The 22,219-nt window shown below is 64.9% G+C and carries 25 protein-coding genes; 15 read left to right on the top strand and 10 right to left on the bottom strand.

What is annotated here, in order from left to right:
- Positions 1 to 128 precede the first annotated feature (128 nt).
- The 7 genes from ACQ4W7_RS27300 to ACQ4W7_RS27270 all read left to right on the top strand — a co-directional run bounded on the left by ACQ4W7_RS27300 (position 129) and on the right by ACQ4W7_RS27270 (position 6,172).
- Positions 129 to 1,781, top strand: a complete 1,653-nt coding sequence (locus tag ACQ4W7_RS27300; RefSeq protein ID WP_426073110.1) for a Na+/H+ antiporter — start codon at positions 129 to 131, stop codon at positions 1,779 to 1,781.
- A 194-nt stretch (positions 1,782 to 1,975) separates the two neighbouring features.
- The gene (gene yfiR / locus ACQ4W7_RS27295; protein ID WP_436534794.1) at positions 1,976 to 2,554 is read left to right on the top strand and encodes a regulatory sequestration protein YfiR; all 579 of its coding nucleotides are present in this window, start codon (positions 1,976 to 1,978) and stop codon (positions 2,552 to 2,554) included.
- Between the two features lie 8 nt (positions 2,555 to 2,562).
- Positions 2,563 to 3,822 (top strand): diguanylate cyclase DgcN/YfiN, encoded by a 1,260-nt coding sequence (dgcN, locus tag ACQ4W7_RS27290; protein WP_426073112.1) that lies wholly within the window; start codon positions 2,563 to 2,565, stop codon positions 3,820 to 3,822.
- Positions 3,823 to 3,839: 17 nt separating this feature from the next.
- Complete coding sequence (gene yfiB / locus ACQ4W7_RS27285; RefSeq protein ID WP_436509184.1) at positions 3,840 to 4,343, top strand: outer membrane lipoprotein YfiB; 504 nt, start codon at positions 3,840 to 3,842, stop codon at positions 4,341 to 4,343.
- Positions 4,344 to 4,375: 32 nt separating this feature from the next.
- On the top strand, positions 4,376 to 4,846 hold the full coding sequence (locus ACQ4W7_RS27280) for a gluconokinase (protein ID WP_426073148.1): 471 nt from the start codon (positions 4,376 to 4,378) through the stop codon (positions 4,844 to 4,846).
- 67 nt (positions 4,847 to 4,913) lie between these two features.
- Positions 4,914 to 5,231: a DUF3144 domain-containing protein gene (locus tag ACQ4W7_RS27275; RefSeq protein ID WP_436534792.1), complete on the top strand. Its 318-nt coding sequence runs from the start codon at positions 4,914 to 4,916 to the stop codon at positions 5,229 to 5,231.
- Entirely contained in the window at positions 5,231 to 6,172 is a 942-nt protein-coding gene (locus tag ACQ4W7_RS27270; RefSeq protein ID WP_436534790.1) for an acyl-CoA desaturase, read from the top strand. Before ACQ4W7_RS27275 ends, ACQ4W7_RS27270 begins: the two co-directional genes overlap by 1 nt.
- On the opposite strand, the gene ACQ4W7_RS27265 is transcribed toward ACQ4W7_RS27270, so the two are convergent.
- The 5 genes from ACQ4W7_RS27265 to ACQ4W7_RS27245 all read right to left on the bottom strand — a co-directional run bounded on the left by ACQ4W7_RS27265 (position 6,145) and on the right by ACQ4W7_RS27245 (position 10,854).
- On the bottom strand, positions 6,145 to 6,687 hold the full coding sequence (locus tag ACQ4W7_RS27265) for a gamma carbonic anhydrase family protein (protein ID WP_426073116.1): 543 nt from the start codon (positions 6,685 to 6,687) through the stop codon (positions 6,145 to 6,147). The two genes, ACQ4W7_RS27270 and ACQ4W7_RS27265, sit on opposite strands and share 28 nt — an antisense overlap.
- 37 nt (positions 6,688 to 6,724) lie before the next feature.
- The gene (locus ACQ4W7_RS27260) at positions 6,725 to 6,940 is read right to left on the bottom strand and encodes a hypothetical protein (RefSeq protein WP_436534836.1); all 216 of its coding nucleotides are present in this window, start codon (positions 6,938 to 6,940) and stop codon (positions 6,725 to 6,727) included.
- Between the two features lie 170 nt (positions 6,941 to 7,110).
- A complete protein-coding gene (locus ACQ4W7_RS27255; RefSeq protein ID WP_436534834.1) occupies positions 7,111 to 8,289 on the bottom strand; it encodes a benzoate/H(+) symporter BenE family transporter in 1,179 nt (392 codons plus the stop codon).
- Positions 8,290 to 8,413: 124 nt separating this feature from the next.
- Positions 8,414 to 9,889: a MocR-like pyridoxine biosynthesis transcription factor PdxR gene (gene pdxR / locus ACQ4W7_RS27250; protein WP_436534788.1), complete on the bottom strand. Its 1,476-nt coding sequence runs from the start codon at positions 9,887 to 9,889 to the stop codon at positions 8,414 to 8,416.
- Positions 9,886 to 10,854, bottom strand: a complete 969-nt coding sequence (locus ACQ4W7_RS27245) for a hypothetical protein (protein ID WP_436534786.1) — start codon at positions 10,852 to 10,854, stop codon at positions 9,886 to 9,888. Before ACQ4W7_RS27245 ends, pdxR begins: the two co-directional genes overlap by 4 nt.
- 150 nt (positions 10,855 to 11,004) lie before the next feature.
- Between ACQ4W7_RS27245 and ACQ4W7_RS27240 the strand changes: the two genes are divergently transcribed.
- Together ACQ4W7_RS27240 and ACQ4W7_RS27235 are read left to right on the top strand one after the other, a co-directional pair.
- Positions 11,005 to 11,460 (top strand): META domain-containing protein, encoded by a 456-nt coding sequence (locus ACQ4W7_RS27240; protein WP_436534784.1) that lies wholly within the window; start codon positions 11,005 to 11,007, stop codon positions 11,458 to 11,460.
- 55 nt (positions 11,461 to 11,515) lie between these two features.
- Positions 11,516 to 12,256, top strand: a complete 741-nt coding sequence (locus tag ACQ4W7_RS27235) for an HAD-IA family hydrolase (RefSeq protein WP_436534782.1) — start codon at positions 11,516 to 11,518, stop codon at positions 12,254 to 12,256.
- Here the strand turns inward: ACQ4W7_RS27235 and ACQ4W7_RS27230 are convergent.
- Genes ACQ4W7_RS27230 through ssuE form a run of 5 tightly spaced genes read right to left on the bottom strand, consistent with a single transcriptional unit; the run spans position 12,198 to position 16,726 of the window.
- Positions 12,198 to 13,043 carry an ATP-binding cassette domain-containing protein gene (locus ACQ4W7_RS27230; protein WP_436534780.1) on the bottom strand — a complete coding sequence of 282 codons (846 nt, stop codon included), beginning with the start codon at positions 13,041 to 13,043 and terminating at the stop codon, positions 12,198 to 12,200. The two genes, ACQ4W7_RS27235 and ACQ4W7_RS27230, sit on opposite strands and share 59 nt — an antisense overlap.
- A 25-nt stretch (positions 13,044 to 13,068) precedes the next feature.
- Positions 13,069 to 13,869, bottom strand: a complete 801-nt coding sequence (ssuC, locus tag ACQ4W7_RS27225) for an aliphatic sulfonate ABC transporter permease SsuC (RefSeq protein WP_436534778.1) — start codon at positions 13,867 to 13,869, stop codon at positions 13,069 to 13,071.
- A 1-nt stretch (position 13,870) separates the two neighbouring features.
- Positions 13,871 to 15,031: an FMNH2-dependent alkanesulfonate monooxygenase gene (gene ssuD / locus ACQ4W7_RS27220; protein ID WP_436534776.1), complete on the bottom strand. Its 1,161-nt coding sequence runs from the start codon at positions 15,029 to 15,031 to the stop codon at positions 13,871 to 13,873.
- A gap of 33 nt (positions 15,032 to 15,064) precedes the next feature.
- Positions 15,065 to 16,075 (bottom strand): sulfonate ABC transporter substrate-binding protein, encoded by a 1,011-nt coding sequence (locus ACQ4W7_RS27215; protein ID WP_436534774.1) that lies wholly within the window; start codon positions 16,073 to 16,075, stop codon positions 15,065 to 15,067.
- Between the two features lie 24 nt (positions 16,076 to 16,099).
- The gene (gene ssuE, locus ACQ4W7_RS27210) at positions 16,100 to 16,726 is read right to left on the bottom strand and encodes an NADPH-dependent FMN reductase (RefSeq protein ID WP_436534772.1); all 627 of its coding nucleotides are present in this window, start codon (positions 16,724 to 16,726) and stop codon (positions 16,100 to 16,102) included.
- Between the two features lie 262 nt (positions 16,727 to 16,988).
- Here ssuE and ACQ4W7_RS27205 point away from each other — a divergent pair, with 262 nt between their 5' ends.
- The 6 genes from ACQ4W7_RS27205 (at position 16,989) to ACQ4W7_RS27180 (ending at position 22,196) form a co-directional block, all read left to right on the top strand.
- The gene (locus ACQ4W7_RS27205) at positions 16,989 to 18,203 is read left to right on the top strand and encodes an acyl-CoA dehydrogenase family protein (protein WP_436534770.1); all 1,215 of its coding nucleotides are present in this window, start codon (positions 16,989 to 16,991) and stop codon (positions 18,201 to 18,203) included.
- Positions 18,204 to 18,224: 21 nt separating this feature from the next.
- A complete protein-coding gene (locus ACQ4W7_RS27200) occupies positions 18,225 to 19,064 on the top strand; it encodes a MetQ/NlpA family ABC transporter substrate-binding protein (RefSeq protein ID WP_436534768.1) in 840 nt (279 codons plus the stop codon).
- Positions 19,065 to 19,067: 3 nt separating this feature from the next.
- A complete protein-coding gene (locus ACQ4W7_RS27195) occupies positions 19,068 to 20,465 on the top strand; it encodes an LLM class flavin-dependent oxidoreductase (RefSeq protein ID WP_436534766.1) in 1,398 nt (465 codons plus the stop codon).
- A gap of 65 nt (positions 20,466 to 20,530) precedes the next feature.
- Positions 20,531 to 20,665: a hypothetical protein gene (locus tag ACQ4W7_RS27190; RefSeq protein WP_426073129.1), complete on the top strand. Its 135-nt coding sequence runs from the start codon at positions 20,531 to 20,533 to the stop codon at positions 20,663 to 20,665.
- 75 nt (positions 20,666 to 20,740) lie between these two features.
- Complete coding sequence (gene bla / locus ACQ4W7_RS27185; protein ID WP_436534764.1) at positions 20,741 to 21,631, top strand: subclass B3 metallo-beta-lactamase; 891 nt, start codon at positions 20,741 to 20,743, stop codon at positions 21,629 to 21,631.
- Between the two features lie 85 nt (positions 21,632 to 21,716).
- Positions 21,717 to 22,196 (top strand): META domain-containing protein, encoded by a 480-nt coding sequence (locus ACQ4W7_RS27180; RefSeq protein WP_436534762.1) that lies wholly within the window; start codon positions 21,717 to 21,719, stop codon positions 22,194 to 22,196.
- The last annotated feature ends 23 nt before the right edge of the window (positions 22,197 to 22,219 follow it).

Raw genomic sequence — 22,219 nt, 5'->3', positions numbered from 1 at the left:
GCGACAACAGAAGCACAGTAACAATCTTACCGCGATTGTGACTTGTTGTATGTACGCAATGACACGCAGGCAACGCCACGGGCGGGCTGCGCCTTATAATCAGCGTTTCAGCACGCCGCCGCTCCTTCATGCATACCGTTACCATCATCCTCATCCTCGTCCTGAGCGTCGTCCTGTGCGGCTTCATCGCCCGCTCGCGCTGGGTCAAGCTGCCGCTACCCCTGATCCAGATCGCCGGCGGCACGGGATTGGCCCTGTTTGGCGTGCAAGTGCCGCTCGATCCCGACATTTTCTTCATGCTCTTCATTCCGCCGCTGCTGTTTCTCGACGGCTGGCGCATTCCCAAGGGCGCCTTCTTTTCCGATGCGCGCTCGATCCTGATGCTGGCCATCGGCCTGGTGCTGTTTACCGTGCTGGGCATGGGTTTCTTCATCGACTGGCTGATCCCCAGCGTGCCGCTGGCCGTGGCCTTCGCGCTGGGCGCCATCCTCTCGCCGACCGACCCCGTGGCCGTGTCGGCCATCGCGGCCGGCAACCCCATCCCGCCGCGCCTGATGCATATCCTCGAAGGCGAGTCCCTGCTGAACGACGCTTCGGGCCTGGTCTGCTTCACGTTTGCCGTGGGCGCCATGATGACGGGCGGCTTTTCCATCGGCGCCGCCTCGCTGAGTTTCCTTCGGGAAGCGGGCGGCGGCATCGTCATCGGTCTGGCCATCTCCTGGGGCGTGGGCCTGGCAAATAAATGGCTGGTGAGCAAGGTTGGCGAAGAACCGGGCCTGCAAATCCTGATCAGTATCCTGATTCCGTTTGCCGCCTACCTGGGCGCCGAGCAAATCCACGGCTCGGGCATCCTGGCCGCCGCCACGGCGGGCGTGTCCATGCATTACGCCGACCTGATCGGCCGTCCTCTGGCCGCCACGCGGACCCAGCGCAAGGCTGTGTGGGATACCGTGCAACTGGTCTTGAATGGCGTGATCTTCGTCATGCTGGGCGCACAACTGCCCACCACCGTGGCCGGCTTGCCCGCCGCGTCCATGGAAGTGGGCGCCGGCAGCGCCTGGAAACTGCCCCTGTTTGTCATCGCCATCACAGTGGGGCTGACCTTCATGCGCTTCATCTGGGTCTTCATTTCCATGAAACTGACCCTGTTCAAGCACCACAAGAAACTGCCGGGCGAATCGAAGGATGCGGCGCTGCTGGCGCGCCCCAGCCTGCGTCTGCTGCTGGTGGCCTCGTTTGCGGGCGTGCGCGGCGCGCTGACGCTGGCCGGCATTTTGACCCTGCCCTTGTTCTTGCCTGACGGAAATCGTTTCCCCGCGCGCGACCTCGTCATCTTCCTGGCCATGGGCGTCATCCTGCTGTCGCTGCTGCTGGCCAGCGTCACCCTGCCTCTGTTGACCAAGGGCCTGGTGTTCGCGCCGCCCGCGCGCCGCTCGACGGAAGAACGCAATGCCCGCGCTGCTGCTGCCGAAGCGGCCATCGCGCGGCTGGAAAAAGTCTGCGAAGGCATCGACAAGAATGATCAGCAGCAAGTCGTCACCGAGGCGGCCAACCGCCTGATCGAAGCCTACCGGCGCCGTCTCGCGTATGGCGAAAGCAGCAATGACGAGGCGATGCGGCTGCAGGAACTGGCCAAGGCCGAACGGGCGCTGCGCCTGGAAGCGCTGAATGCGGAACGGGACGAACTGTTCCGCCGCCGCATCTCGGGCGAACTCGATGACACGATCCACTTGCGCCTGCTGCGCGAAATCGATTTGCTGGAAGCGACACTGGAAGAATAGCAACACTCTGGCACGCCACGGCAGTGTTGATAAGAAATTCTCATGGTAAAGAATGCAAGTTTTAACGTTCGTGTTTATAATGCAAGGTTATGACGTAGCGCCGTGATTTACTTTCAACAGGGACTTCCGTAGAGTCTATGTTGCTGAGTAACTATTTGAATAGCCACCCGACCTGCATAAAGACACACGACGCCGTGCCCTCCTCCCATCGCCACCGGCAGCGCTTCGCGCCGCCTGCCCTGCTCACTGTGCTGCTGGCCTCGCTGCTCGCCTGCAGCGTGCTGGCGCCGTGCGCGGCGTGGGCGCAAACGGGCGCGGCTGCCGACGCCAGGCGACCGGCCGAAGTGGCCCAGGTCCTGTTTGGCATCATCAGTTATGTGCGCTGGCCCGTAGTGCGCCAGGAAGTACGCGTCTGCATGCTCGGTGCGCCCCGCTATGGCGCAGCCATTGTCGACACGCCCGCCTCCAGCCTGGGCCAGCGCATCCGCGTGAAAATTCCGGCGGCGCCAGCCGCTGTCAGCGAATGCGACGTCGTCTACCTGGGCAGCCTACCGGAGGGCGAACGCGAGCATCTGCTGGCGCAAATCATCGGCAAGCCGATTTTATCAGTCGCCGAACCCGGCACGTCCTGCACCGTGGGCACCATGTTCTGCCTACGCCTCTCCGAGGCGCAGATCGGTTTTGACGTCAACCTCGACGCCATCGCCCGCAGCGGCCTGCGCGTCCATCCGAACGCCTTGCAAATTGCACGTCGCAAGGCACCGCCGCCATGAGCGCCCGCATGAGCAATAAGCTTGCCCGCAAGCCCCGCCCCACACTCGACAGCGTGCTGCGGCGCGCCCACCTGAGCGTGTCGTTGATCGCCGTGCTGGCGGCCGGCCTGACCCTGACAGCCGTGGCGCTACTGGCCCTGCGCGTGTATTCGGACCAGAACCTGCGCCTGGTGGCCCGCTCGATGAGCTACACGGTGGAAGGCGCCGTCGTCTTTGGTGACTCCATGGCCGCCAGGGAAGCACTGGCCCTGATCGGCGTCAATGAAGATATTGATCAGGCACAAGTGAGCAACAAGGCCGGCAAAGTGCTGGCCCGCTGGGAACGGGGCCAGCACGGCACGCGCTACTACATCGAACGCGCGCTGACAGGCTGGATGCTGCCCGATTCCCTGACCTTCCCCATCATGCGCAATGACCAGGCCATCGGCAGCATCACGCTGGTGCCGCACAGCCGCAGCCTGCTGCCTTTCCTGCTGAGCGGCCTCTCCTGCCTGCTGGCTTGCCTGGTGCTCAGCCTGGTCGTCGCCGTGCGCCTATCGCGGCGCATGGAAACGGAGATCACGTCACCCCTGCGCCACCTGGCGGAAACGGCGCACCGCGTGCGGCGCGACCGGTCCTTTGAACTGCGCGTGCCACCGGCCAACATCGCCGAACTGAACCAGATCAATGACGACTTCAACGCCCTGCTCGACGAACTGGAAGCGTGGCAAAGTCATCTGCAAAAGGAACATGCCTCGCTGTCGCACCGCGCCAACCACGACAGCCTGACGGGCCTGTCGAACCGCGCCTTCATGGAAGCGGAGCTGGAACGCGCCATCCTCGAAGCGCGGGTCGGCAATGGCAAAGTGGCCGTGCTGTTCCTCGACAGCGACCGTTTCAAATACATCAACGACACCTTCGGTCATGCCTCGGGCGACCGCGTGCTGGTGACGATTGCCGCGCGCATCAAGCAGCAATTGCGCGAGGGCGACCTGGTGGCCCGCCTGGGCGGCGACGAATTTGCCATCCTGCTCAAGCCGCTGCGCAACAGCAGCGATGCCATGCACATTGCCGACAACATCATCGCCGCCATGGCGCAAGCCATTGAACTGCCTACCGGCAACAGCATCGTCAGCTCACTGACCATCGGCGTGGCCGTCTTCCCCGATCACGCCATCGACGCCGCCTCGCTGGTCGGCGCGGCGGACCAAGCCATGTACCGCGCCAAGCAGGCGCAGCGCGGCACGCGCCAGGTGGCGCGCCTGCCGCAACCCCACACTCACCCCTGACCCCAAGGAGCAACACCATGCAATTTATCTACAAACAATTACGCCTCGGCTTCCTCGGTCTGTTCATGCTGGGCCTGCTGGCCGCCTGCCAGAGCACGCCAGAGACTAAGCCAATTTTCAACGCCGAGCAAGTCGCCACCTTGAAGGAACAGGGTTTCAACCAGACCGACGAAGGCTGGGAACTGAGCTTTACCGACAAACTGCTGTTCGAATTCGACGCCGCCAAGCTGACGCCACCGAGCCGCACCGCGATCCAGAAAATCAGCGCCGCCCTGCTGAAAGTGGGCATCACCCACATGCGCGTGGAAGGCCATACGGATAACGAAGGCACGGAAGCGTATAACAACAAGCTGTCGCTGGCGCGCGCCAACGTGGTGGCCGACGCCATGAGTGCATCGGGCATTCCACGCGACAACATCGCCGTCAAGGGCCTGGGCATGAGCAAACCGGTGGCCTCGAACGCCAGCAAGACAGGCAAGGCGGAAAACCGCCGCGTCACCGTCATCGTTTCGGCACCTTGAGCGTGGGCGTGCCCGTCGTGCGCTGGGTCGTGATGGGCGTGTCCGGCTGCGGCAAGAGCGCCGTCGGCAGCCTGCTGGCCGGCGCGCTGGGCGTGCCCTACGTGGAAGGCGACGACGTGCATACCCCGGAAAACGTGGCCAAGATGGCCGCCGGCATCGCGCTCGACGATGCCGACCGGTCCGGTTGGCTGGCCGCCCTGCGCGAACACATCGCCACGGCCCGCGCGAAGGGTCGTGGCCTCGTGGTTTCCTGTTCGGCCCTGAAACGCACTTACCGCGACCTGCTGCGCGAAGGCGACCCGGGCCTGCGCTTTGCCCACCTGGACGGTCCGCGCGCCGTGCTGGAGCGCCGCATGCAGCGGCCCGGCCATTTCATGCCCTCCAGCCTGCTCGATAGCCAGCTGGCCACCCTGCAGCCCCTGCAAGCGGACGAGGCAGGCATCGTGCTCGATATCCGCCAGCCGCTGACCGTGCTGGTCGAACAGATCCTGCAAGCGCCTTGACAGGCGCGCGGCTGGACAGCATGCGGCCCCCTGTGTAGACTGGCGCGCACTTTCATGAGGGATTTTTATGACCACACCAACCACCAAAGCAGCACCGGGCCCGGAATTCTGGGAACGCGCCGACCAGGTCATCGCCCTGGCCAATGAACAATGCATGCACAGCGGCGGCAATGAAGTGGCCACCTCGCTGCTGTACGCGGCCGCCCGCTTCAACGCCTTCCTCGTTGCCAGCAAGAGCAACGACGTGGCCAAGATGCAGGAAGAGAAGGAAGGCGCCGTGGCCTTCTTCACGGAACAGTACAAGCGCATGCTGACCGACAACTTCAACGACTACATCACCAACTTCGACAAGTACACACAACCATCGTCGGCCCCCAAGACCTGATGACGGCGGCCGGCCTGGACAGCCACCGTGCCCGCGCCACGCACGCCGACAGCGTGCTGAACGGCGCAGTGCGCTTTGCGCCGCTGACCTCGCTGTGGCTGATGGCCATGCTGGCCGGCGCCCTTGCCGGCGCCCTGCTCGCCTTCAGCTGGAGCGGCCTGCTGCTGTTTGTGACCGGCACGGCCATCGTCCTGCTGTTCGGCCACTCGCTGGGCAGCCATCGCAAACTGATCCACGATAGCTATCGCTGCCCCCTGTGGCTGGAATACCTGCTGGTCTACCTGGGCGTGCTGGTGGGCCTCAGCGGCCCGCTGGGCCTGCTGCGTCAACACGAACTGCGCGACTATGCCCAGCGCCTGCCCGACTGCCACCCCTATCTGCGCCACGGCGCCCGTTTCTGGCGCGATGCTTGGTGGCAATTACATTGCCGTCTGGACCTCGACCATCCGCCGCACATCGCCATCGAGCCGCGCCTCGCGCACGACCGCTTTTATCGCTTTCTGGAAGCCACGTGGATGCTGCAGCAACTGCCGTGGGCGCTGCTGTTCTTCGCCTGGGGCGGCTGGGGCTTTGTCTGCTGGGGTGTCTGCGCGCGTGTCAGCGCCGGCGTGCTCGGCCATTGGCTGATCGGCTACTTTGCCCACAACCATGGGCAAATGCACTTTGAGGTCCATGGCGCCGCCGTGCAAGGGAGAAATATCCGCCTGGTCTCGCTGCTGACCATGGGCGAATGCTGGCACAACAACCATCACGCGTATCCGGGTTCAGCCAGGCTGGGCTTGCTGCCGGGCGAGTGGGACCCGGGCTGGTGGGTGCTACTGCTGTGGCAGCGCCTGGGCCTGGTGTCCGGCCTGCGCCTGCCGCACGACTTGGCGCCGCGGCCGGAACTGCGCCGCCTCGAGCGCGCTGGCGATCAGGCCTCGTCCTCAGCCGCCAGGTAATTGTTCTTGACGCGCACATAGTGTTCAGCCGAATAGCGCAGGTAGGCGATCTCCGCTTCGGTTAACGCGCGCACCTTGGCGGCGGGCCGGCCCACATACAAATGCCCGCTTTCCAGTACCTTGCCCGGCGACACCAGGCTGCCAGCGCCCAGCATCACGTGTTTTTCCACCACCACGTCATCCATGACAATGCTGCCCATGCCGATCAGACACTCGTCGCCGATGGTGCAGCCGTGCAAGATCACGGAATGGCCGATGGTCACGTACTTGCCGATGGTCAAGGGCGAACCGTCGGGCTTGGCCGCATTCCTGTGCGACACATGCCCCATGGAAAAATCCTGGATATTACTGCCCTCGCCGATGACGATGCGGTTGACGTCGCCGCGCAGCACGCTGTTGCACCAGATGGAACAGTCGTCGCCGATCTGCACGTCGCCAATCACTTGCGCCGTGTCATGCAGGTAGACGCGTTCGCCCACGACGGGACGGGTATTCAGGTAGGAACTGACAGGCATCGCTTTCTCACTCTTCATTAATAGTCAAAGTAAACATTCACACCCAGCCGGCAGCCAGCGCAAAAATGGCCAGGCCATGCGCCAGTGACGCGCCCAGCAAGCCGGCACGGCAATGTACCAGCCCCGCCACCACGCCTTCGATTACGGTGAACACGAGGATGGGAGCGCCCACCTGCGTGACGGTGGTGGCCAGGAAGGCATGGCACAGGCCAAACAGCAAGCCCGACACCAGCGCCGCGCGCCAGGCCGGCAGCCAGGCGCGCGGTGCTGCTGCAGCAAGCCGCGGAACAGCAATTCTTCATTACAGTTGGCTGCCAGCGCAAAGCCCAGCAGCAAGGGTAGCGCGGATGGGGAAGCGGGCACGGGCGCAGCAATTGTATGCGGCGGCTGGCAAAATGGGCAAGCTATCTGGCGATGCCGCTGTCAAGCCGCCTTGCGCCCGCCATGCATCAGCACATGCGCCGCCAGGCCGGCCGCCAGCCCCCACAGGGCGCCGCCCACGCCCAGCAGGGTCACGTTCGCGGCCGTCGCCAGGAAGGTGATCAGCGCCGTTTCGCGCATGCGCACGTCCGCCATCGCCTGCGCCAGGCTGTTGCCGATGGCGCCCAGCAGGGCCAGGCCCGCCAGCGCCGTGATGAAGCTGCGCGGCAAGACCATGAACAGGCTGGCCAGGGTGACGCCGAAGACGCCCACCAGAATGTACAGCACGCCGCAAGCCAGCCCCGCGACATAGCGCTTAGCCGGGTCCGCATGCGCATCCTTGCCCGTGCAGATGGCAGCCGTGATGGCGGCCACGTTGAAGGCGTGCGCGCCGAACGGCGCCATGAGCAGCGAACCGAGCCCCGTCGCCGTCAGGATGGGATTGGCGCTGACGCAGTAGCCATCATTGCGCAGCACCAGCATGCCGGGCATGTACTGCCCCGTCAGGGTGATCAAGAACAAAGGCAGCGCCACGCCCAAGAGCGACTCCACGGAAAAGCGCGGCATCTCGAACACGGGCGCGGCCAGGGCCAGTTCGATGCCGTGCCCATCAATGCGTCCCTGCGCCAGCAGCAGTGCCAGGCCGACCAGCATGATGCCCACCACGGCAAAGCGTGCCGTAAAACGGCGCAGCACGGCGTACGACAATAGCAGCACCACCACCAGCAAGGGGTCGGCGCTGGCGCCGCCGAACGCGTTCACGCCAAACTGCAGCAGGATGCCGGCCAGCAAGCCGGCGGCGATGCCGCCAGGAATCCAGCGCACCAGGCGCTCGAAGGCGCCGGACATGCCCAGCAAAATGAAGGCGATGGCGGACACCATGTAGGCGCCGATCACCTCCGCGTACGGCGTGTGCGGCATGACGGTGGCCAGGAAAGCCACGCCGGGCGTGGACCAGGCCGTGATGATAGGCGCGCGGTAGCGGTAGCTGAGCCAGATGCCCGTGACGCCCACGCCGATGCTCAGCGACCAAACCCAGGACGCCGTCTGCGCCGCGCTGAGCTGGGCCAGCTGGGCTGCCTGGAACACCAGCACGAAGGTGCCGCCGTAGTTGACGAGGACGGAAATGCAGGCGGCCATCGCGGGGGAAGCAAGATCGCGCCAGCGCAGCCGGTCAGCCATAACGGCGCTTGTTGTGCTTGTTGTCATGTATATCCCTTTGGCATTGAAAGGGAGCATCTTAATGGCCACATGGACTGTCCAAGCAAGCCAATTCATCCATGAACAGCAGACCAATTTAGCCAGTTTATCCCAGCGCGCGCGCCAGGCGGACGATGCCGCTCTCGATCTCATACGGCGTGAGCGCCGCAAAGCCCAGCAGCCAGCCGCCGCGCGTCGGCGGCCTCGCATACAGCCGGCTCAGGCCCGGCAGCACGATGCCCGCCTGCGCCGCCAGGCGTATCGTGTCCAGCTCGTCCCTGCCCTCGTGCAGCAGACACGGCAGTTGCAAGCCGCCCGGCGGCAGCTGCGCCCTGACCACGTGCGGCAAGTGCCGCTGCACGGCCAGCGCCATCGCCTCGCGTCGCACGGCGTAGACCTTGCGCATGGCGCGCACATGGGCCGCAAAATGGCCATCGGCGATGAAACGGGCCAGTGTCAGTTGATCCAGTTGCGGCGTATGCCCGTCGAGGATGCTGCGCGCATACGTCATCGGTTTCACCAGTGCGGGCGGCAGCACCATGTAGCCGAGGCGCAAGCCCGGATACAGCGATTTGGCAAAGGTGCCCAGGTAAATCGTGCGCTGCTGCGTGTCCAGCCCCTGCACGCAAGCCGTCGGTAAGCCGGCGTAATGAAACTGGCTGTCGTAATCGTCTTCGATGATCCAGCCCTGGCGCTCGGCGGCCCAGGCGGTCAGCGCGAAGCGGCGCTCGAGCGCCAACGTCGCGCCCGTCGGGTATTGATGCGACGGCGTGACATAAATCGTGTTGGCCCCGCTGCGGTCCGCCCGCAGGTGTTCGATGGACAAGCCATGTGCATCGACAGGCACCGGCACGACCTGCAATTGCGCCATCTCGAACGCCTTGCGGGCGCCAAAATAGCCGGGGTCTTCCATCAATATCGGGCCATGCGCATCTGCCAGCACCTGCGCGCACAGGTACAAAGCCTGGCGCGTGCTGCTCAAGACCAGCACCTGATCCGCCGTGGCCCGCGCGCCCCGCTCCAGGTTCACATAGTCGGCGATGGCTTGCCGCAAAGGCTCAGCCCCTTGCGGGTCGCCGTGCAGCAGGACGCTGGCATGGTGTTCGCTGGCTGCCTGGCGCCGCAAGCGTTCCCACACGCCGAGGGGGAAGGCGCGCGTTTCCGGCAAGCCCGTGGCAAATGCCTTCACGCTCTGCTGGTCGGCCACGCCGCCGCTGGCAAGGATGTGCACACCGCGCGCGCTGAGGGCAACCGGCTGCGCGGATGCGGGTAGCAATGCCGACGACGGCTTGCCTAGCAAGCTCGCTCCTATCGTCGGCGAGACAAAACTGCCCGATCCCGCCTGCCGCTGGATATATCCGTCCAGGCGCAGCTGCGCATATGCCATTTCTAGCGTATCGCGCGACACGCCCAGCGATTGCGCCAGCGCGCGCGTGGCCGGCAAGCGCAAGCCAGGCGCCAGCACGCCATCGAGTATCAACTGGCGCAGCGCGCGCTGCACCCGCACGCGCAAGTCGAGCGCCGCCATTTCAGGCGCGGCGATGCGGATTTTCAGGGTGTCGAGCTCGAACTGCGGCGTCATGTCGCCTTCCGCGCGGCGCCGGCGGCATCCACGGCAGCCATGCTGCTGGCCGGCGAAAAGCCATGCTGCTGCAGCACCGCCACCAGCTGTGCGCCGGCGCAGCCAAGGCGCAGGTTTTCCGCCACCCAGTCCTGCCAGGCGGGGCCTATCTCCGGCATCGGCTCGGGCGCCAACGTGAGACCGAGTATGCATGCGGCCAGCAAGCCGTTGATGCGCCGCGTGTCGATCAAGTGCTGCACCACCGCGTGGCCTGAATAGGGAAACGGGTGCAGGGTGCAGCGGCCAAAGGCGGCCAGGCGCTGCGCGTGCATGGCGTCGAGGTTCACCGATTCGCTGGCGCTGGCGCTGGTACTGCCTACCGCGCTGGCCACGTCCGGCCGGGCCGCGTCCGGCCGCGTGCCGAACACCAGGTGCATCTGCGTATGCTCCGTCGCCCTGGCGCGGCACAGGGCCGCCAGGTCGTAATAGCCGGAGGCTGGCGGGTCTTGCGCCAGCGACTCCATCACGGGCAGCCAGCGCAACTCATGATACAAACGCGCCTGCTGCACGTCGAGGAAAGACAAGGGGCCAAAGGCGACGATCTGCTGCGCATCAAGCAGCAAGCCAAACATGACGGCCGCATACGCGCCCATGGACTGGCCGATGGTAGTGACCTGGCTTGGCGCCATGCGGTTCACCAGCTCGCGCAGGGCCTGCGCCGTTTCATCCACATGGCTGCCCAGGCCCGCGATCTGACGGTGATACCAGGCATTGCCCGAATCACGCACGAGTATTTTGTTCAGAGGCTGGCCGCTGACCTGCTCGAGCTTGCGCAGGCGCCCGTAAAAATCGAAGGCGGGGCGCGTGGTCCACGAGACGAAGCCAAAGGCGATCACCAGCGGCGCACCGGGCACGATGCGGTCGACCAGCACGTCGTCGGCACTGGTGGCGACCAGTCGATTATCCAGCGCTTGCGCTTGCAGCATCGGCCCGGCTCCCCGATAGAGTTGAAACAGCAGAAAGCATGAGTGTAATGCCAAGTCTGGCAAAATGAAAACTATCGCCGCTGCGGTACGCCAGTACGCACGGGAAAACTGCTAGTCTGGCGAGTATTTACCCATGAACAGGAGCCTTCCATGCTGCATCGCCTGAAGTACCTTCCTCTTGCTGCCGCCATCGCCATGGCCGGCGGCTGCGCCGCCACGTCCGACAGCGCCAAGCAAAACGCCAGCCTGGCGCCGCAGGCCAGCCTGACGAATACCTACTGGAAGCTGACGCAGCTCGATAGCGCCCCGGTGGTGATGGCGCCGCAGCAGGAACGCGAAGTGCGCATCACCCTCTCCAACGATGGCAAGGTCACCGGTTTTACGGGCTGCAACCGCGTAATGGGCGGCTACACGTTGACTGGTACGGCCCTGCGCTTCACGCAGCTGGCCGGCACGCGCATGGCCTGCCCGCCGCCCCTGATGCAACTGGAAAGCGCCGTGCTGGCCAACTTGAACAGCGTGACGGGCTACCAGATTGAGGGCGAACAACTGATCCTGCTCAAGGATGGCGCGCCCGTGGCCCGCTTTGAATCGGTCTACCTGTGAAATAAAAATCGACTGCCGTTACAATGGCTTCCAGCCCATCATCTGGAAGGAAGCCATGTCCGCACTGCCCTCGCCGCTGCAGCAGCCACCGTTATCGTCGACGCCGCCCCGGGCCGCAGGCCGCTACCGCGCCCTGCTGTTCGACATGGACGGCACCGTCATCAATTCCATCGCCGCCGCAGAGCGCATCTGGGGCACCTGGGCGCAGCGCCAGGGCCTCGACGTGGCGGCCTTCCTGCCCACCATTCACGGCGCGCGTTCGGTCGACACCATCGCCAAACTGCGCTTGCCCGGCGTCGACGCGCAGCGCGAGTCGCAGGGCATCACGGATGCCGAAATCATCGATGTGGATGGGATTATTGAAATTGCGGGCGCGCTGCGCTTTTTACAGTCGCTGCCGCCCGCGCAATGGGCGATTGTCACCTCGGCGCCGCGCGCGCTGGCCACGGCCCGCCTGATGGCGGCCGGCATGCCCATTCCCGCCATCATGGTGACGGCGGAAGACGTCAAGGCAGGAAAACCCAAACCCGATTGCTACCTGCTGGCGGCGGAAAAACTCGGCGTGGCGCCTGCCGATTGCCTGGTCTTCGAAGACGCGTCCGTCGGCATCGAGGCAGGCGAAGCGGCTGGCGCGAAGGTCATCGTCGTCACCGCCACGCATGCACATCCGCTGGCCACGCGCCACCCGGCCATTGCCAACTACGACAGCATCGCCGCGACGGTCGATGCGGACGGCTTCATCGTGCTGGCTCAGTTGCCTGACCCTGCTGCGGTTGCAGCACCCGCGACAAGATAGCCTGCTCCAGCGCGGCGAAGGCTGCTTGGCCGCGCTGTCGCGGGCGCGGCAAGTCCACTTGCACGTCCATGGTGATCTGCCCCTCCTCGATCAGCAGCACGCGGTCGGCCAGGGCCACGGCTTCGGTCACGTCGTGCGTCACCAGCACGGCCGTAAAACCGCGCGCCAGCCACAGCGACTCGATCAGCTGTTGCATCTCGATGCGCGTCAGCGCGTCGAGCGCGCCCAAAGGCTCGTCTAGCAGCAGCAATTGCGGTTCGTGCACGAGGGCGCGCGCCAGCGCCACGCGCTGCTTCTGCCCGCCCGACAAGGCCGCCGGCCAGTCATCGGCGCGCTCGGCCAGGCCCACCGTCCACAGCGAGGCGGCCGCCGCGCCGACGGAGCGGGGCAAGCCCAGGGCCACGTTGTCGAGCACAGTCTTCCACGGTAGCAGCCGCGATTCCTGGAACATGATGCGGATATCGGGCGCGCCCACGCCGCTGCCGACGGCGATCTTGCCTTCATCAATGCTTTCCAGGCCCGCGATGGAACGCAACAAGGTGCTCTTGCCACAGCCGCTGCGTCCCACGATGGCGACGAATTCCCCCGCTTCCAGCTGCAGGTCGACGTTTTTCAGCACGGGACGTTCGCCATAGGCCTTGCTCAATTGCGTCAGGGCCAGCGGCACGCCACGGCGCGCCAAAGGGGCTTGCGGGGCGACCTTCGCCTGCGGCGGTGCGCCGGCCGGGTCGTATTGCACGAAGTGCGACAAAAAATCCGTTTCGATCTGGATGGGGGCGAGCAGCATGGTTTTTTCTTTCCTCATTTCGTCACTATCGGTAGGCGGGATTCCAGCGCAGGCAGTGGCGTTCCAGGCGGCGCGAGAACAAATCGGCCAGCTTGCCCAGCAAGGCGTACAGCAAGATCCCCACCAGCACCACGTCCGTTTGCAGGAATTCACGCGCATTCATGGTCATGTAGCCGATGCCGGCCTGCGCCGAGATGGTTTCAGCGACGATCAGCAGCACCCATACGAGACCCAGCGAGAAACGCACGCCCACCAGGATCGAGGGCATGGCGGCCGGCAGGATCACGTCGCGGTACAAGGGCCAGCCGGACAAGCCATAGCTTTTCGCCATTTCGATCAAGCCCTGGTCGGCCGAGCGGATGCCGTGGAAGGTGTTCAGGTAGACGGGAAAGAAGACGCCGACGGCCAGCAGAAAGAGTTTGGCCGTCTCGTCGATGCCAAACCACAGTATCACCAGCGGGATCAGCGCCAGTGCAGGGATGTTGCGCACCATTTGCAGGGTCGTGTCGAGCAGGGTTTCCGCATGGCGGAAGCTGCCCGTCAATAGGCCCAGCAGCAAACCCAGTCCCGCGCCAATGACAAAACCGACCGTGGCGCGCCACAAGCTCGTTTTCAGGTGCAGCCACAGTTCGCCCGAGACGGCCAGGTGCCAGAAAGCCTTCGCCACGGCCCACGGTTCGGGCAGGATGCGGCTCGACAGCCAGCCCCACTGCGCCGCCAGCTGCCAGGCCAGCAGCAGCGCCACGGGCAAGACCCACGGCGCCAGCGCATGATGCAGCGAAGGCCACGGCGCGGCGCTTGCCCGTTTTATGGAGCCGGCCGCCATCTCAGGCCGCCTTTTTCTGCGGCGCGGCAGGCACGATATTGCTGGCCATGACTTCGCCGAAGGGTCCCGTCAGTGACTGCTCACCCACGGCCTTGCCCTTGCCCAGCAGCGGGAATACCAGTTCGGCAAAGCGGTACCATTCTTCCAGGTGCGGGTAACCGGAGAAAATGAAGGTATCGATGCCCAGGTCCGCGTATTCCTGCATGCGCGCCACCACCGTGGGCGCGTCTCCTACCAGGGCCGTGCCCGCGCCGCCGCGCACCAGGCCCACGCCGGCCCACAGATTCGGCGACACTTCGAGCTTGTCGCGCCGCCCGCCATGCAGGGCCGCCATGCGCTGCTGTCCCACGGAATCCATCTTGCCGAAGGCCGCCTGCGCCTTGGCGATGATGTCGTCGTCCAGGTGGCTGATCAGTTCATCGGCCGCGCGCCAGGCTGCCTCGTTGGTTTCGCGCACGATCACGTGCAGGCGGATGCCGAAGCGCACCGTGCGGCCCCGCTTTGCCGCGCGCGCGCGGATGTCCGCGATCTTTTCCGCCACGGCGGCGGGCGGCTCGCCCCAGGTCAGGTACACGTCCATCTGCTCGGCCGCCAGTTCATGCGCGGGCTCCGACGAACCGCCGAAATACAGCGGCGGATATGGCTTCTGCACGGGCGGATACAGGGTTTTCGCGCCCTTTACCTGGATATGCTTGCCCTCGAAATCGTAGCCGGCAGCGCCGCCCTCGCCGGCCAGGGTGGCGCGCCACACCTTGATGAATTCATCGGAGATTTCATAGCGCTTGGCATGGTCGGCAAACAGGCCGTCCGCTTCCAGCTCGCCCTGGTCACCGCCCGTGACGACGTTGATCAAGAGGCGCCCGTTCGACAGGCGGTCAAATGTGGACGCCATGCGCACGGCCAGGCCCGGCGTGGACAGGCCGGGACGCACGGCGACCAGGAATTTCAGCTTTTGCGTCACGCTGATCAGGGACGAAGCCACCACCCACGCATCTTCGCAGGAGCGGCCCGTCGGCAGCAGCACGCCGTCGTAGCCGAGCGTATCGGCGGCCACGGCTACCTGGCGCAAATAATCGGCATCGACCGGGCGCGCGCCCTGCGACGTGCCCAGGTAGCGGCTGTCGCCGTGGGTAGGGATGAACCAGAAGACATTCAATGACATGGCGCGCTTTCCTTTGCTTGTTTCTTTGCTTGTTTATTTTGTGCTGGTAGCCAGTTGGCGCGCCGGCAGCAGCGCATCCTTGACAAAGATGGGTTTCGGAATCAGCTTCAGGCTGGAAAAGGCGTCCGCCACCCTTTGCTGGGAAGCGATGACATCGACCGAGACTGGTTTGACGCCATACGCATAGCGCGAGGCGGCCAGCGCCACGACCTCCTTGCTCAAGCCCGTCTGCGCCGACAGAACCGTCGCTACTTCCTCCGGGTTGTTGCGGCCCCAGTCATCGACCTTGGCCACTTCGTCGAGCACGATGCGCAGGATTTCGGGATTTTTCTCCGCATAGGTGCGCGACGCCAGGTAAAACTGGTAGTTCGCCACCAAGCCCTTGCCATCGGCCAGCACGCGGGCGCCCAGCTGCTTTTCGGCGGCCGCCAGGAACGGGTCCCAAATGGCCCACGCGTCCACGCTGCCCCGCTCGAAGGCGGCGCGCGCATCGGCCGGCGGCAGGAACACGGGCTGGATATCGGCGTACGCGACGCCGGCTTTTTCCAGCGCTTTCAATAGCAGGTAATGCACATTCGAGCCCTTGTTCAGGGCGATTTTCTTGCCCTTCAAGTCGGCCAGGGTGCGCAAGCCGGAACCCTTGGGCACGACGATGGCTTCGCTGGCCGGCGACGCCGGCTCATTGCCGACATACACCAGGTTGGCGCCGGCCGCCTGCGCAAAAATCGGCGGCGCCTCGCCCACGGTGCCGAAATCGATGCTGCCCACGTTCAAGCCTTCGAGCAGCACGGGGCCGGCAGGGAACTCCGTCCATTTCACGCCCACCCCCTGTTCGGCCAAGCGTTTTTCCAGCGTGCCGCGCCCTTTGAGCAGGGTCAGGGTGCCGTACTTCTGGTAGCCGATGCGCACCTGCACTTGCAGCTCCCCCTTGGCCTGTGCGAGCGCCGCGGCCGGCATGCCGGCCGCCATCACGCCGGCGGCGGCGGCAAACAGCAGGCCAAGAGTGGTACGGCGCGAGAGTCGTTGTGCGTGGCGGTGTGTCATGGCGGTTCCTTGGTCGATGAATAATCAGGCGGCTTGATAGTGGGGCGCGTAAGGCCGGTCTTGCAGCGAGCGGGCGGGCACGGAAGCATCCGCTGGTGCTGGTGCTGGCGGGCACTGTCCCTGCAGCACGAACAGACCCGTGGAGAGTTCCTCGATGCCGGCTTGCACGCGCGCGGCTATCGGCGCATCCAGGCTCAGGCCCCGTTCTTCGTGCCAGTCCAGCTGCTGCGCATTGGCGTAAATGCTGGTGAACACCTGCTTGGCGCCCAGCGCATGCAGCACGGGACGCAGCGCATAGTCGAGCGCCAGGGTGTGGGCATGGCCGCCGCCCGTGGCCAGCGGCAGCACCAGCTTGCCGGCCAGGCCATCCTGCGGCAGCAAGTCGAGGAAGGCTTTCAGCAACCCTGTATACGCGGCCTTGTAGATGGGCGTGGCGATCACGATGGCGTCGGCATCGGCCACGGCGCGCACGGCGCGGGCTATCGCCACGTCGTCGTAGTCGGCCAACAGCAAGGCGCGCGCCGGCAAGTCGCGCACATGCAGCTTGGCGTAGCTGTGGCCCTGCAGCGCCAGCTGTTCGCCCATATGCAGCAGCAGGCGGCTGGAACTCGAGGGAAGTTGCGGGCTACCGCCCAATAACAAGATGCTCATGTGATGCCCGTGCCTGTAAGTTATCGAAAGTGCGAAAGTGGAGTTGCTCGGATGCTTGCAGCCTATCGCCATCAGCTGTCCGGTAAAACGAATGCTTTCGCGCTTCGATATGCGTTTTTTGACTATCCGGCCCTGACGCCCCGCGAGCGAAGGCGGCGGTCCTCGCGCGGCTTTTTTCGCATATCCATGCGCGGTTTTCTTCGTGTACGGCGCACGTCTGGCGGTGCAATATCGGCTACATCGTCTTTCTGGAATGTCACTCATGTCTAGCGCTTTTCTCCACGCAGCCCGCCCCGTCGCTCCCGCAACCGAGCCCCTGCAAGACGCCATCAGCGTCGCCACCGCGCTGGCCGCGCGCCTGGCCGAAACGGCCAATGCCCGCGACCGGGCCGGCGGCCACGCGGCCCGGGAACGCGAATGGCTGCGCGATTCAGGCTTGCTGACCTTGTCGATTCCCGTGGAATTCGGCGGCCAGGGTGGGTCGTGGCCCCTCGTGTACCAGGTGATCCGTATCCTGGCGCGCGCCGACAGCGCGCTGGCGCATGTTTTCGGCTTCCACCATTTGCAGCTGGCGGGCTTGCAGCTATATGGCAGCGCGCAGCAGCAGCGCCGCCTGCTCACCCTCACCGTCGATGAACGCCTGTTCTGGGGCAATGCCTTGAATCCCCTCGACAAACGGGTCACGGCCGTCGACAGCGACGACGGTTTCATCCTCGACGGCATCAAGAGCTTTTCTTCCGGTTCCGTCGGTTCCGACTGGCTGACCGTCTCGGCCTGGCACGCGCCCACGCAGACGGCGCTGATCGCCGCCCTGCCCACGCGCCAGGATGGCGTGACCGTGCAGGCGGACTGGGATGCCTTCGGCCAGCGTCAGACGGACAGCGGCAATGTGCATTTCCAAGGAGTCGCCCTGCCGCAGGAATTGTTGCTGCAAGCGCCCGCGCAGGCCGCCACGCCGCAAGCCACCGTGCGCTCGCAGATCGCACAGCTGATCATGAGCAACCTCTATCTGGGCATCGCCGAAGGCGCGTTCGAGGCGGCGCGCCGCTACACGGACGAGCAGGCGAAAGCCTGGTTTGCCTCGGGCGTGGCCAAGGCAACGGACGACCCTTTGATCCAGCACCGCTACGGCCAGCTATGGCTACTGCTGCGTCCCGCGCAAGTGCTGGCTGACGGCGCGGCGCAGGACCTGGAAAAGGTGTTCCGCAAGGGCGCGCTGGTGACGGCGCGCGAACGGGGCTTGCTGGCCGTATCCGTGGCCGAGGCCAAGTGCCTGGCGCACAAGGCGGGACTGGAAATCAGCAGCCAGATGTTCGAGCTGACGGGCGCCCGTTCCACCTCGGCCCAGTATGGATTCGACCGCTACTGGCGCAACGTGCGCGTGCATACCCTGCACGACCCCATCGACTACAAGCTGCGCGATCTGGGGCGCTTTGCCTTGACCGGCACGCTGCCCGAACCGACCGCGTACTCATAATTCACCCACCAAGGAGCCACCATGACCATCGCCCGCCGCACCATACTGCTTACCGCCCTGAGCCTCGCCCTGGCCAGCAACCTTGTCCACGCCAAGGACCCGAAAGAGATCACCATCGGCACCAGCGCCGGACCGTACGCGGACCAGATCAAGCTGGGCATCAAGCCTATCCTGGAAAAACAGGGCTACAAGGTCAAGCTGGTGGAGTTCAATGACTACATCCAGCCGAATTTCGCGCTGGCCGAAGGTTCGCTGGACGCCAACGTCTTCCAGCACATCGTCTACCTGAAGAAATTCGCGCTGGAACACAAGCTGGCCCTGACGGACCTGATCACGATACCCACGGCGCCGATTGCCATCTACAGCAAGAAGCACAAGACCCTGGACAACGTGAAGGAAGGCACGACGGTGGGCTTGCCAAACGATCCGACCAACCAGGCGCGCGCGTTGGTGCTGCTCGACCAGCTGGGCTGGATCAAGCTGCGCGCCAGCTTCGACCCCGTGCGCGCATCGGAAAAAGATATCGCCGTCAACACGAAGAAAATCAAGCTGCTGCCGCTGGAGGCGGCGCAGCTGCCACGCTCCCTGGGCGACACCGACTACTCTTTCATCAACGGCAATTACGCGCTGGCGTCTGGACTGAAACTGACGGATGCGCTGGTGACCGAGAAAATCTCGCACAACTACATCAACCTGGTAGCCATCCGCACCGCCGACAAGGACCAGCAGTTCGTGAAAGACCTGGCGGCCGCCTACCGTTCGCGCGAATTCCTCGACATCACGAACAAGCACTTTGCCGGCTATTCGAAACCGGATTACCAGCAAGCGTTGCAGACGGCCGCAAACTCAATAAGCAAATAAGCCATGGCAAAAACGATACGCTTCAACGCCTTCCAGATGAATACCGTGGGCCACCAGTCGCCGGGCCTGTGGACGCACGCGCGCGACCGTAGCCACCGCTATACCGATCCCGAACACTGGACGGAACTGGCGCGTCTGCTGGAAGCGGGCCTGTTCGACGCGGTGTTCCTGGCGGACGTGCTGGGCGTGTATGACGTGTACCGGGGCAGCCTCGATGCGGCCCTGGAACACGGCGTGCAGGTGCCGCTGAACGACCCGCTGGCCCTCGTGCCCATCATGGCGCAGGCCACCACGCACCTGGGTTTCGGTGTCACCTGCGCCCTCACCTATGAGCACCCGTACACGTTCGCGCGGCGCATCTCCACGCTGGACCACCTGACGGGTGGGCGCATCGGCTGGAATATCGTCACCGGTTATCTCGATAGCGCGGCGCGCAACCTGGGCTTGAGCCAGCAATTGGGCCACGACGAACGCTACGACTTGGCCGACGAATACCTGGAAGTCGTCTACAAGCTGTGGGAAAAGAGCTGGGACGACGACGCCGTCGTCAACGACAAGGCGCGCGGCATCTACACCGATCCGGCCCGCGTGCATCCGATCAACCATGCCGGGCGCCACTACCAGGTGCCCGGCATCCATTTGTGCGAACCATCGCCGCAGCGCACGCCGCTGCTATACCAAGCGGGTACCTCTCCGCGCGGCACGCGCTTTGCGGCACGCCACGCGGAAGCCACCTTTGTCAGTGGTCCCAGCAAGACAGTCGTCAAGCGTTACGCCGACGACTTGCGCGCCGCCGTGCGCCTGGCGGGACGCGATGGCGATGCGCTGCTGATCTACGCGCAGGCGCTGGTCATCACGGGCGCCACCGAAGCGGAAGCACGTGCCAAATACGACGATTACCGCAGTCACGTGAATATCGAGGCGGCGCTGGTGCTGTTGTCCGGCTGGACGGGCGTCGATTTCAGCCGCTACCCGCTCGACGCCACCATCGACTACATCGATTCCCCGGCCGGCCGTTCGGCGCTGGCCTCGTTCAGCCAGGCCGACCCGGACCGCACCTGGACGGTGCGCGAGGCAGCCGAATACATCGGCCTCGGTGGGCGCGGTCCCGTGCTGGTGGGCGATGCACGCCAGGTGGCAGACCAGCTGGAAAGCTGGCTCGACGAGACAGGTATCGACGGCTTCAATCTGGCCTTCGCCGTGGCCCACGACAGCATGGCCGACGTGGTGGCCCACATCGTGCCGGAACTGCAGCGGCGCGGCCGCTACCGCACCCGCTACGAGGAAGGCAGCTTGCGCCACAAGGTTTTCGGCCAGGGCCCGCACCTGCCTGTCAACCATGCAGGCCGCCAGGTCAGCATCGCACCCGCGTCCACGCCCGCCTCTGCGCTGGCGGCCTGACGCGGCCAGTGACAAGCATTGTCATTCATGTTAGCGTGCAAGGTTAAAAACAGACCGGCCGCTACGTGCACCCTCCTTTCCTTCCCGTCCTCGTCCTCCTGGCTGCCAGCCACATCGCGGCGCACGCCGGCACGCAGGCGGATACACCTGCCGAAGCGCCGGCCGACGCCATGCGGGACCTGAGCTTGCGCATCGCCTGACGCACCGTAGGCGTTTGCGTCCAGCTCCGTTCCATGTCAGCATACGCCACCTTGGCAACACGGAAAAGGATCGCAATGCCCCTCACAACACCACGCGCGCTACTCCTGGCCTTGCTGCTGGCCAGCCCCGCCGCCAAGGCGCAAGCACCGACGCCGGGCTGCGATGTCTGCGCCACCTGGAATGCTGACCAGGCGCCGTTCCGCATCTTCGGCAATACCTATTACGTGGGCGTGAAAGGCCTCAGTTCCGTGCTGGTGACGTCGCCGCAGGGCCACGTGCTGATCGACGGCGGCTTGCCGGAATCGGCGCCAAAGATCATCGCCAATATCGGCTCGCTGGGCTTTCGCATCGAAGACGTCAAGCTGATCCTCAATTCGCACGGCCATATCGACCATGCGGGCGGCCTGGCCGAACTGCAGCGACGCAGCAATGCGCTGGTGGCCGCCAGCCCGTCGGCCGCGCTGGATCTGGCGTCGGGCGAAGTGGGGCCGGACGACCCGCAATACCACGCACTGCCCAAGTACCCGCCCGTGAAGGACATGCGCCTGGCGCGCGACGGCGGCCAGTTCAATGTCGGCCACGTCAATCTGACGGCGCATGCCACGCCCGGGCACACGCCCGGAGGCCTGAGCTGGACGTGGCAATCTTGCGACGGCCCCCGCTGCCTGAACATGGTGTACGCGGATAGCCTCAACGCCGTCTCGCGCCCCGGCTTCAAGTTCAGTGCCAGCAGCGAATATCCGCACGCGCTGGCAGATTTACGCCACAGCTTCGAGACCCTGGAAAAACTGCCTTGCGACGTGCTCATTTCGGCGCACCCGGAAGCGTCGCAATTGTGGGAGCGGCTGGAATCGAGCGTCATGCGCGGCAGCGATGCCTTTATCGATCCGCAGGCATGCCGCGCCTACGTGGCTACGGCGCGTATCTTGCTTGACGCGCGCCTGGAACAGGAAAAACAACCGTGAATTTGCCAGTGACCTTGCCAACCGTGCACGCTGGCTTGACGCCAATCTGCTACGCTGGCGCCATTCATTTGAAGAAGGAAATGCCATGTTCAACCTCGCCAGACTGATTCCCCTCGCCGCCATCGTCGCCATCACCGCCGGCTGCGCGCAAACGCCCGTACGCAGCGATGCTGCCGCCGCCGCGCCTGGCGCCACCTCGCCCGCCAAGCCGACGCCGAAGCTGGCGGGCACGCAGTGGAAGCTGAAGGAATTGAAGGGCAAGCAAGTGGTGCGCAAGGCGCCTGAACAGCGCGAAGTGACCCTGCTGCTGGCCGAAGGCCGCGCCAGTGGCCACAGCGGCTGCAACCAGATGATGGGCGGCTACACCAGCGATGGCATCAGCACCCTGGCCTTCTCGCAGCTGGCCGGCACCATGATGATGTGTCAGCCGCAGGACATGGAACTGGAGCGCCTGCTCTTGACCACCCTGGGCGAAGTCAATGGCTACCGCTACGCCGACCAGGAATTGCTGCTGCTGAAGGATGGCGTGCCCGTGGCCCGTTATGAAGCGCTGACGGTGAAGTAAAAGCCGCACTACCGCGTTTCAAG

The sequence above is a fragment of the Janthinobacterium algoris genome, from assembly GCF_051380935.1.
In the GTDB taxonomy this organism is placed as follows: domain Bacteria; phylum Pseudomonadota; class Gammaproteobacteria; order Burkholderiales; family Burkholderiaceae_D; genus Janthinobacterium.
Note: the sequence above shows the minus strand (reverse complement) of the source record. Positions and strands in the feature narration are given on the sequence as shown.

What these genes read in the sequence shown, in the direction of transcription:
- ACQ4W7_RS27300 (WP_426073110.1), top strand. Translation starts at nt 129, where the DNA reads ATGCATACCGTTACCATCATCCTCATCCTCGTCCTGAGCGTCGTCCTG.
- dgcN (WP_426073112.1), top strand. Translation starts at nt 2,563, where the DNA reads ATGAGCAATAAGCTTGCCCGCAAGCCCCGCCCCACACTCGACAGCGTG.
- yfiB (WP_436509184.1), top strand. Translation starts at nt 3,840, where the DNA reads ATGCAATTTATCTACAAACAATTACGCCTCGGCTTCCTCGGTCTGTTC.
- ACQ4W7_RS27280 (WP_426073148.1), top strand. Translation starts at nt 4,376, where the DNA reads ATGGGCGTGTCCGGCTGCGGCAAGAGCGCCGTCGGCAGCCTGCTGGCC.
- ACQ4W7_RS27275 (WP_436534792.1), top strand. Translation starts at nt 4,914, where the DNA reads ATGACCACACCAACCACCAAAGCAGCACCGGGCCCGGAATTCTGGGAA.
- ACQ4W7_RS27270 (WP_436534790.1), top strand. Translation starts at nt 5,231, where the DNA reads ATGACGGCGGCCGGCCTGGACAGCCACCGTGCCCGCGCCACGCACGCC.
- ACQ4W7_RS27265 (WP_426073116.1), bottom strand. Translation starts at nt 6,687, where the DNA reads ATGCCTGTCAGTTCCTACCTGAATACCCGTCCCGTCGTGGGCGAACGC.
- ACQ4W7_RS27255 (WP_436534834.1), bottom strand. Translation starts at nt 8,289, where the DNA reads ATGGCTGACCGGCTGCGCTGGCGCGATCTTGCTTCCCCCGCGATGGCC.
- pdxR (WP_436534788.1), bottom strand. Translation starts at nt 9,889, where the DNA reads ATGACGCCGCAGTTCGAGCTCGACACCCTGAAAATCCGCATCGCCGCG.
- ACQ4W7_RS27245 (WP_436534786.1), bottom strand. Translation starts at nt 10,854, where the DNA reads ATGCTGCAAGCGCAAGCGCTGGATAATCGACTGGTCGCCACCAGTGCC.
- ACQ4W7_RS27240 (WP_436534784.1), top strand. Translation starts at nt 11,005, where the DNA reads ATGCTGCATCGCCTGAAGTACCTTCCTCTTGCTGCCGCCATCGCCATG.
- ACQ4W7_RS27235 (WP_436534782.1), top strand. Translation starts at nt 11,516, where the DNA reads ATGTCCGCACTGCCCTCGCCGCTGCAGCAGCCACCGTTATCGTCGACG.
- ACQ4W7_RS27230 (WP_436534780.1), bottom strand. Translation starts at nt 13,043, where the DNA reads ATGCTGCTCGCCCCCATCCAGATCGAAACGGATTTTTTGTCGCACTTC.
- ssuC (WP_436534778.1), bottom strand. Translation starts at nt 13,869, where the DNA reads ATGGCGGCCGGCTCCATAAAACGGGCAAGCGCCGCGCCGTGGCCTTCG.
- ssuD (WP_436534776.1), bottom strand. Translation starts at nt 15,031, where the DNA reads ATGTCATTGAATGTCTTCTGGTTCATCCCTACCCACGGCGACAGCCGC.
- ACQ4W7_RS27215 (WP_436534774.1), bottom strand. Translation starts at nt 16,075, where the DNA reads ATGACACACCGCCACGCACAACGACTCTCGCGCCGTACCACTCTTGGC.
- ssuE (WP_436534772.1), bottom strand. Translation starts at nt 16,726, where the DNA reads ATGAGCATCTTGTTATTGGGCGGTAGCCCGCAACTTCCCTCGAGTTCC.
- ACQ4W7_RS27205 (WP_436534770.1), top strand. Translation starts at nt 16,989, where the DNA reads ATGTCTAGCGCTTTTCTCCACGCAGCCCGCCCCGTCGCTCCCGCAACC.
- ACQ4W7_RS27200 (WP_436534768.1), top strand. Translation starts at nt 18,225, where the DNA reads ATGACCATCGCCCGCCGCACCATACTGCTTACCGCCCTGAGCCTCGCC.
- ACQ4W7_RS27195 (WP_436534766.1), top strand. Translation starts at nt 19,068, where the DNA reads ATGGCAAAAACGATACGCTTCAACGCCTTCCAGATGAATACCGTGGGC.
- bla (WP_436534764.1), top strand. Translation starts at nt 20,741, where the DNA reads ATGCCCCTCACAACACCACGCGCGCTACTCCTGGCCTTGCTGCTGGCC.
- ACQ4W7_RS27180 (WP_436534762.1), top strand. Translation starts at nt 21,717, where the DNA reads ATGTTCAACCTCGCCAGACTGATTCCCCTCGCCGCCATCGTCGCCATC.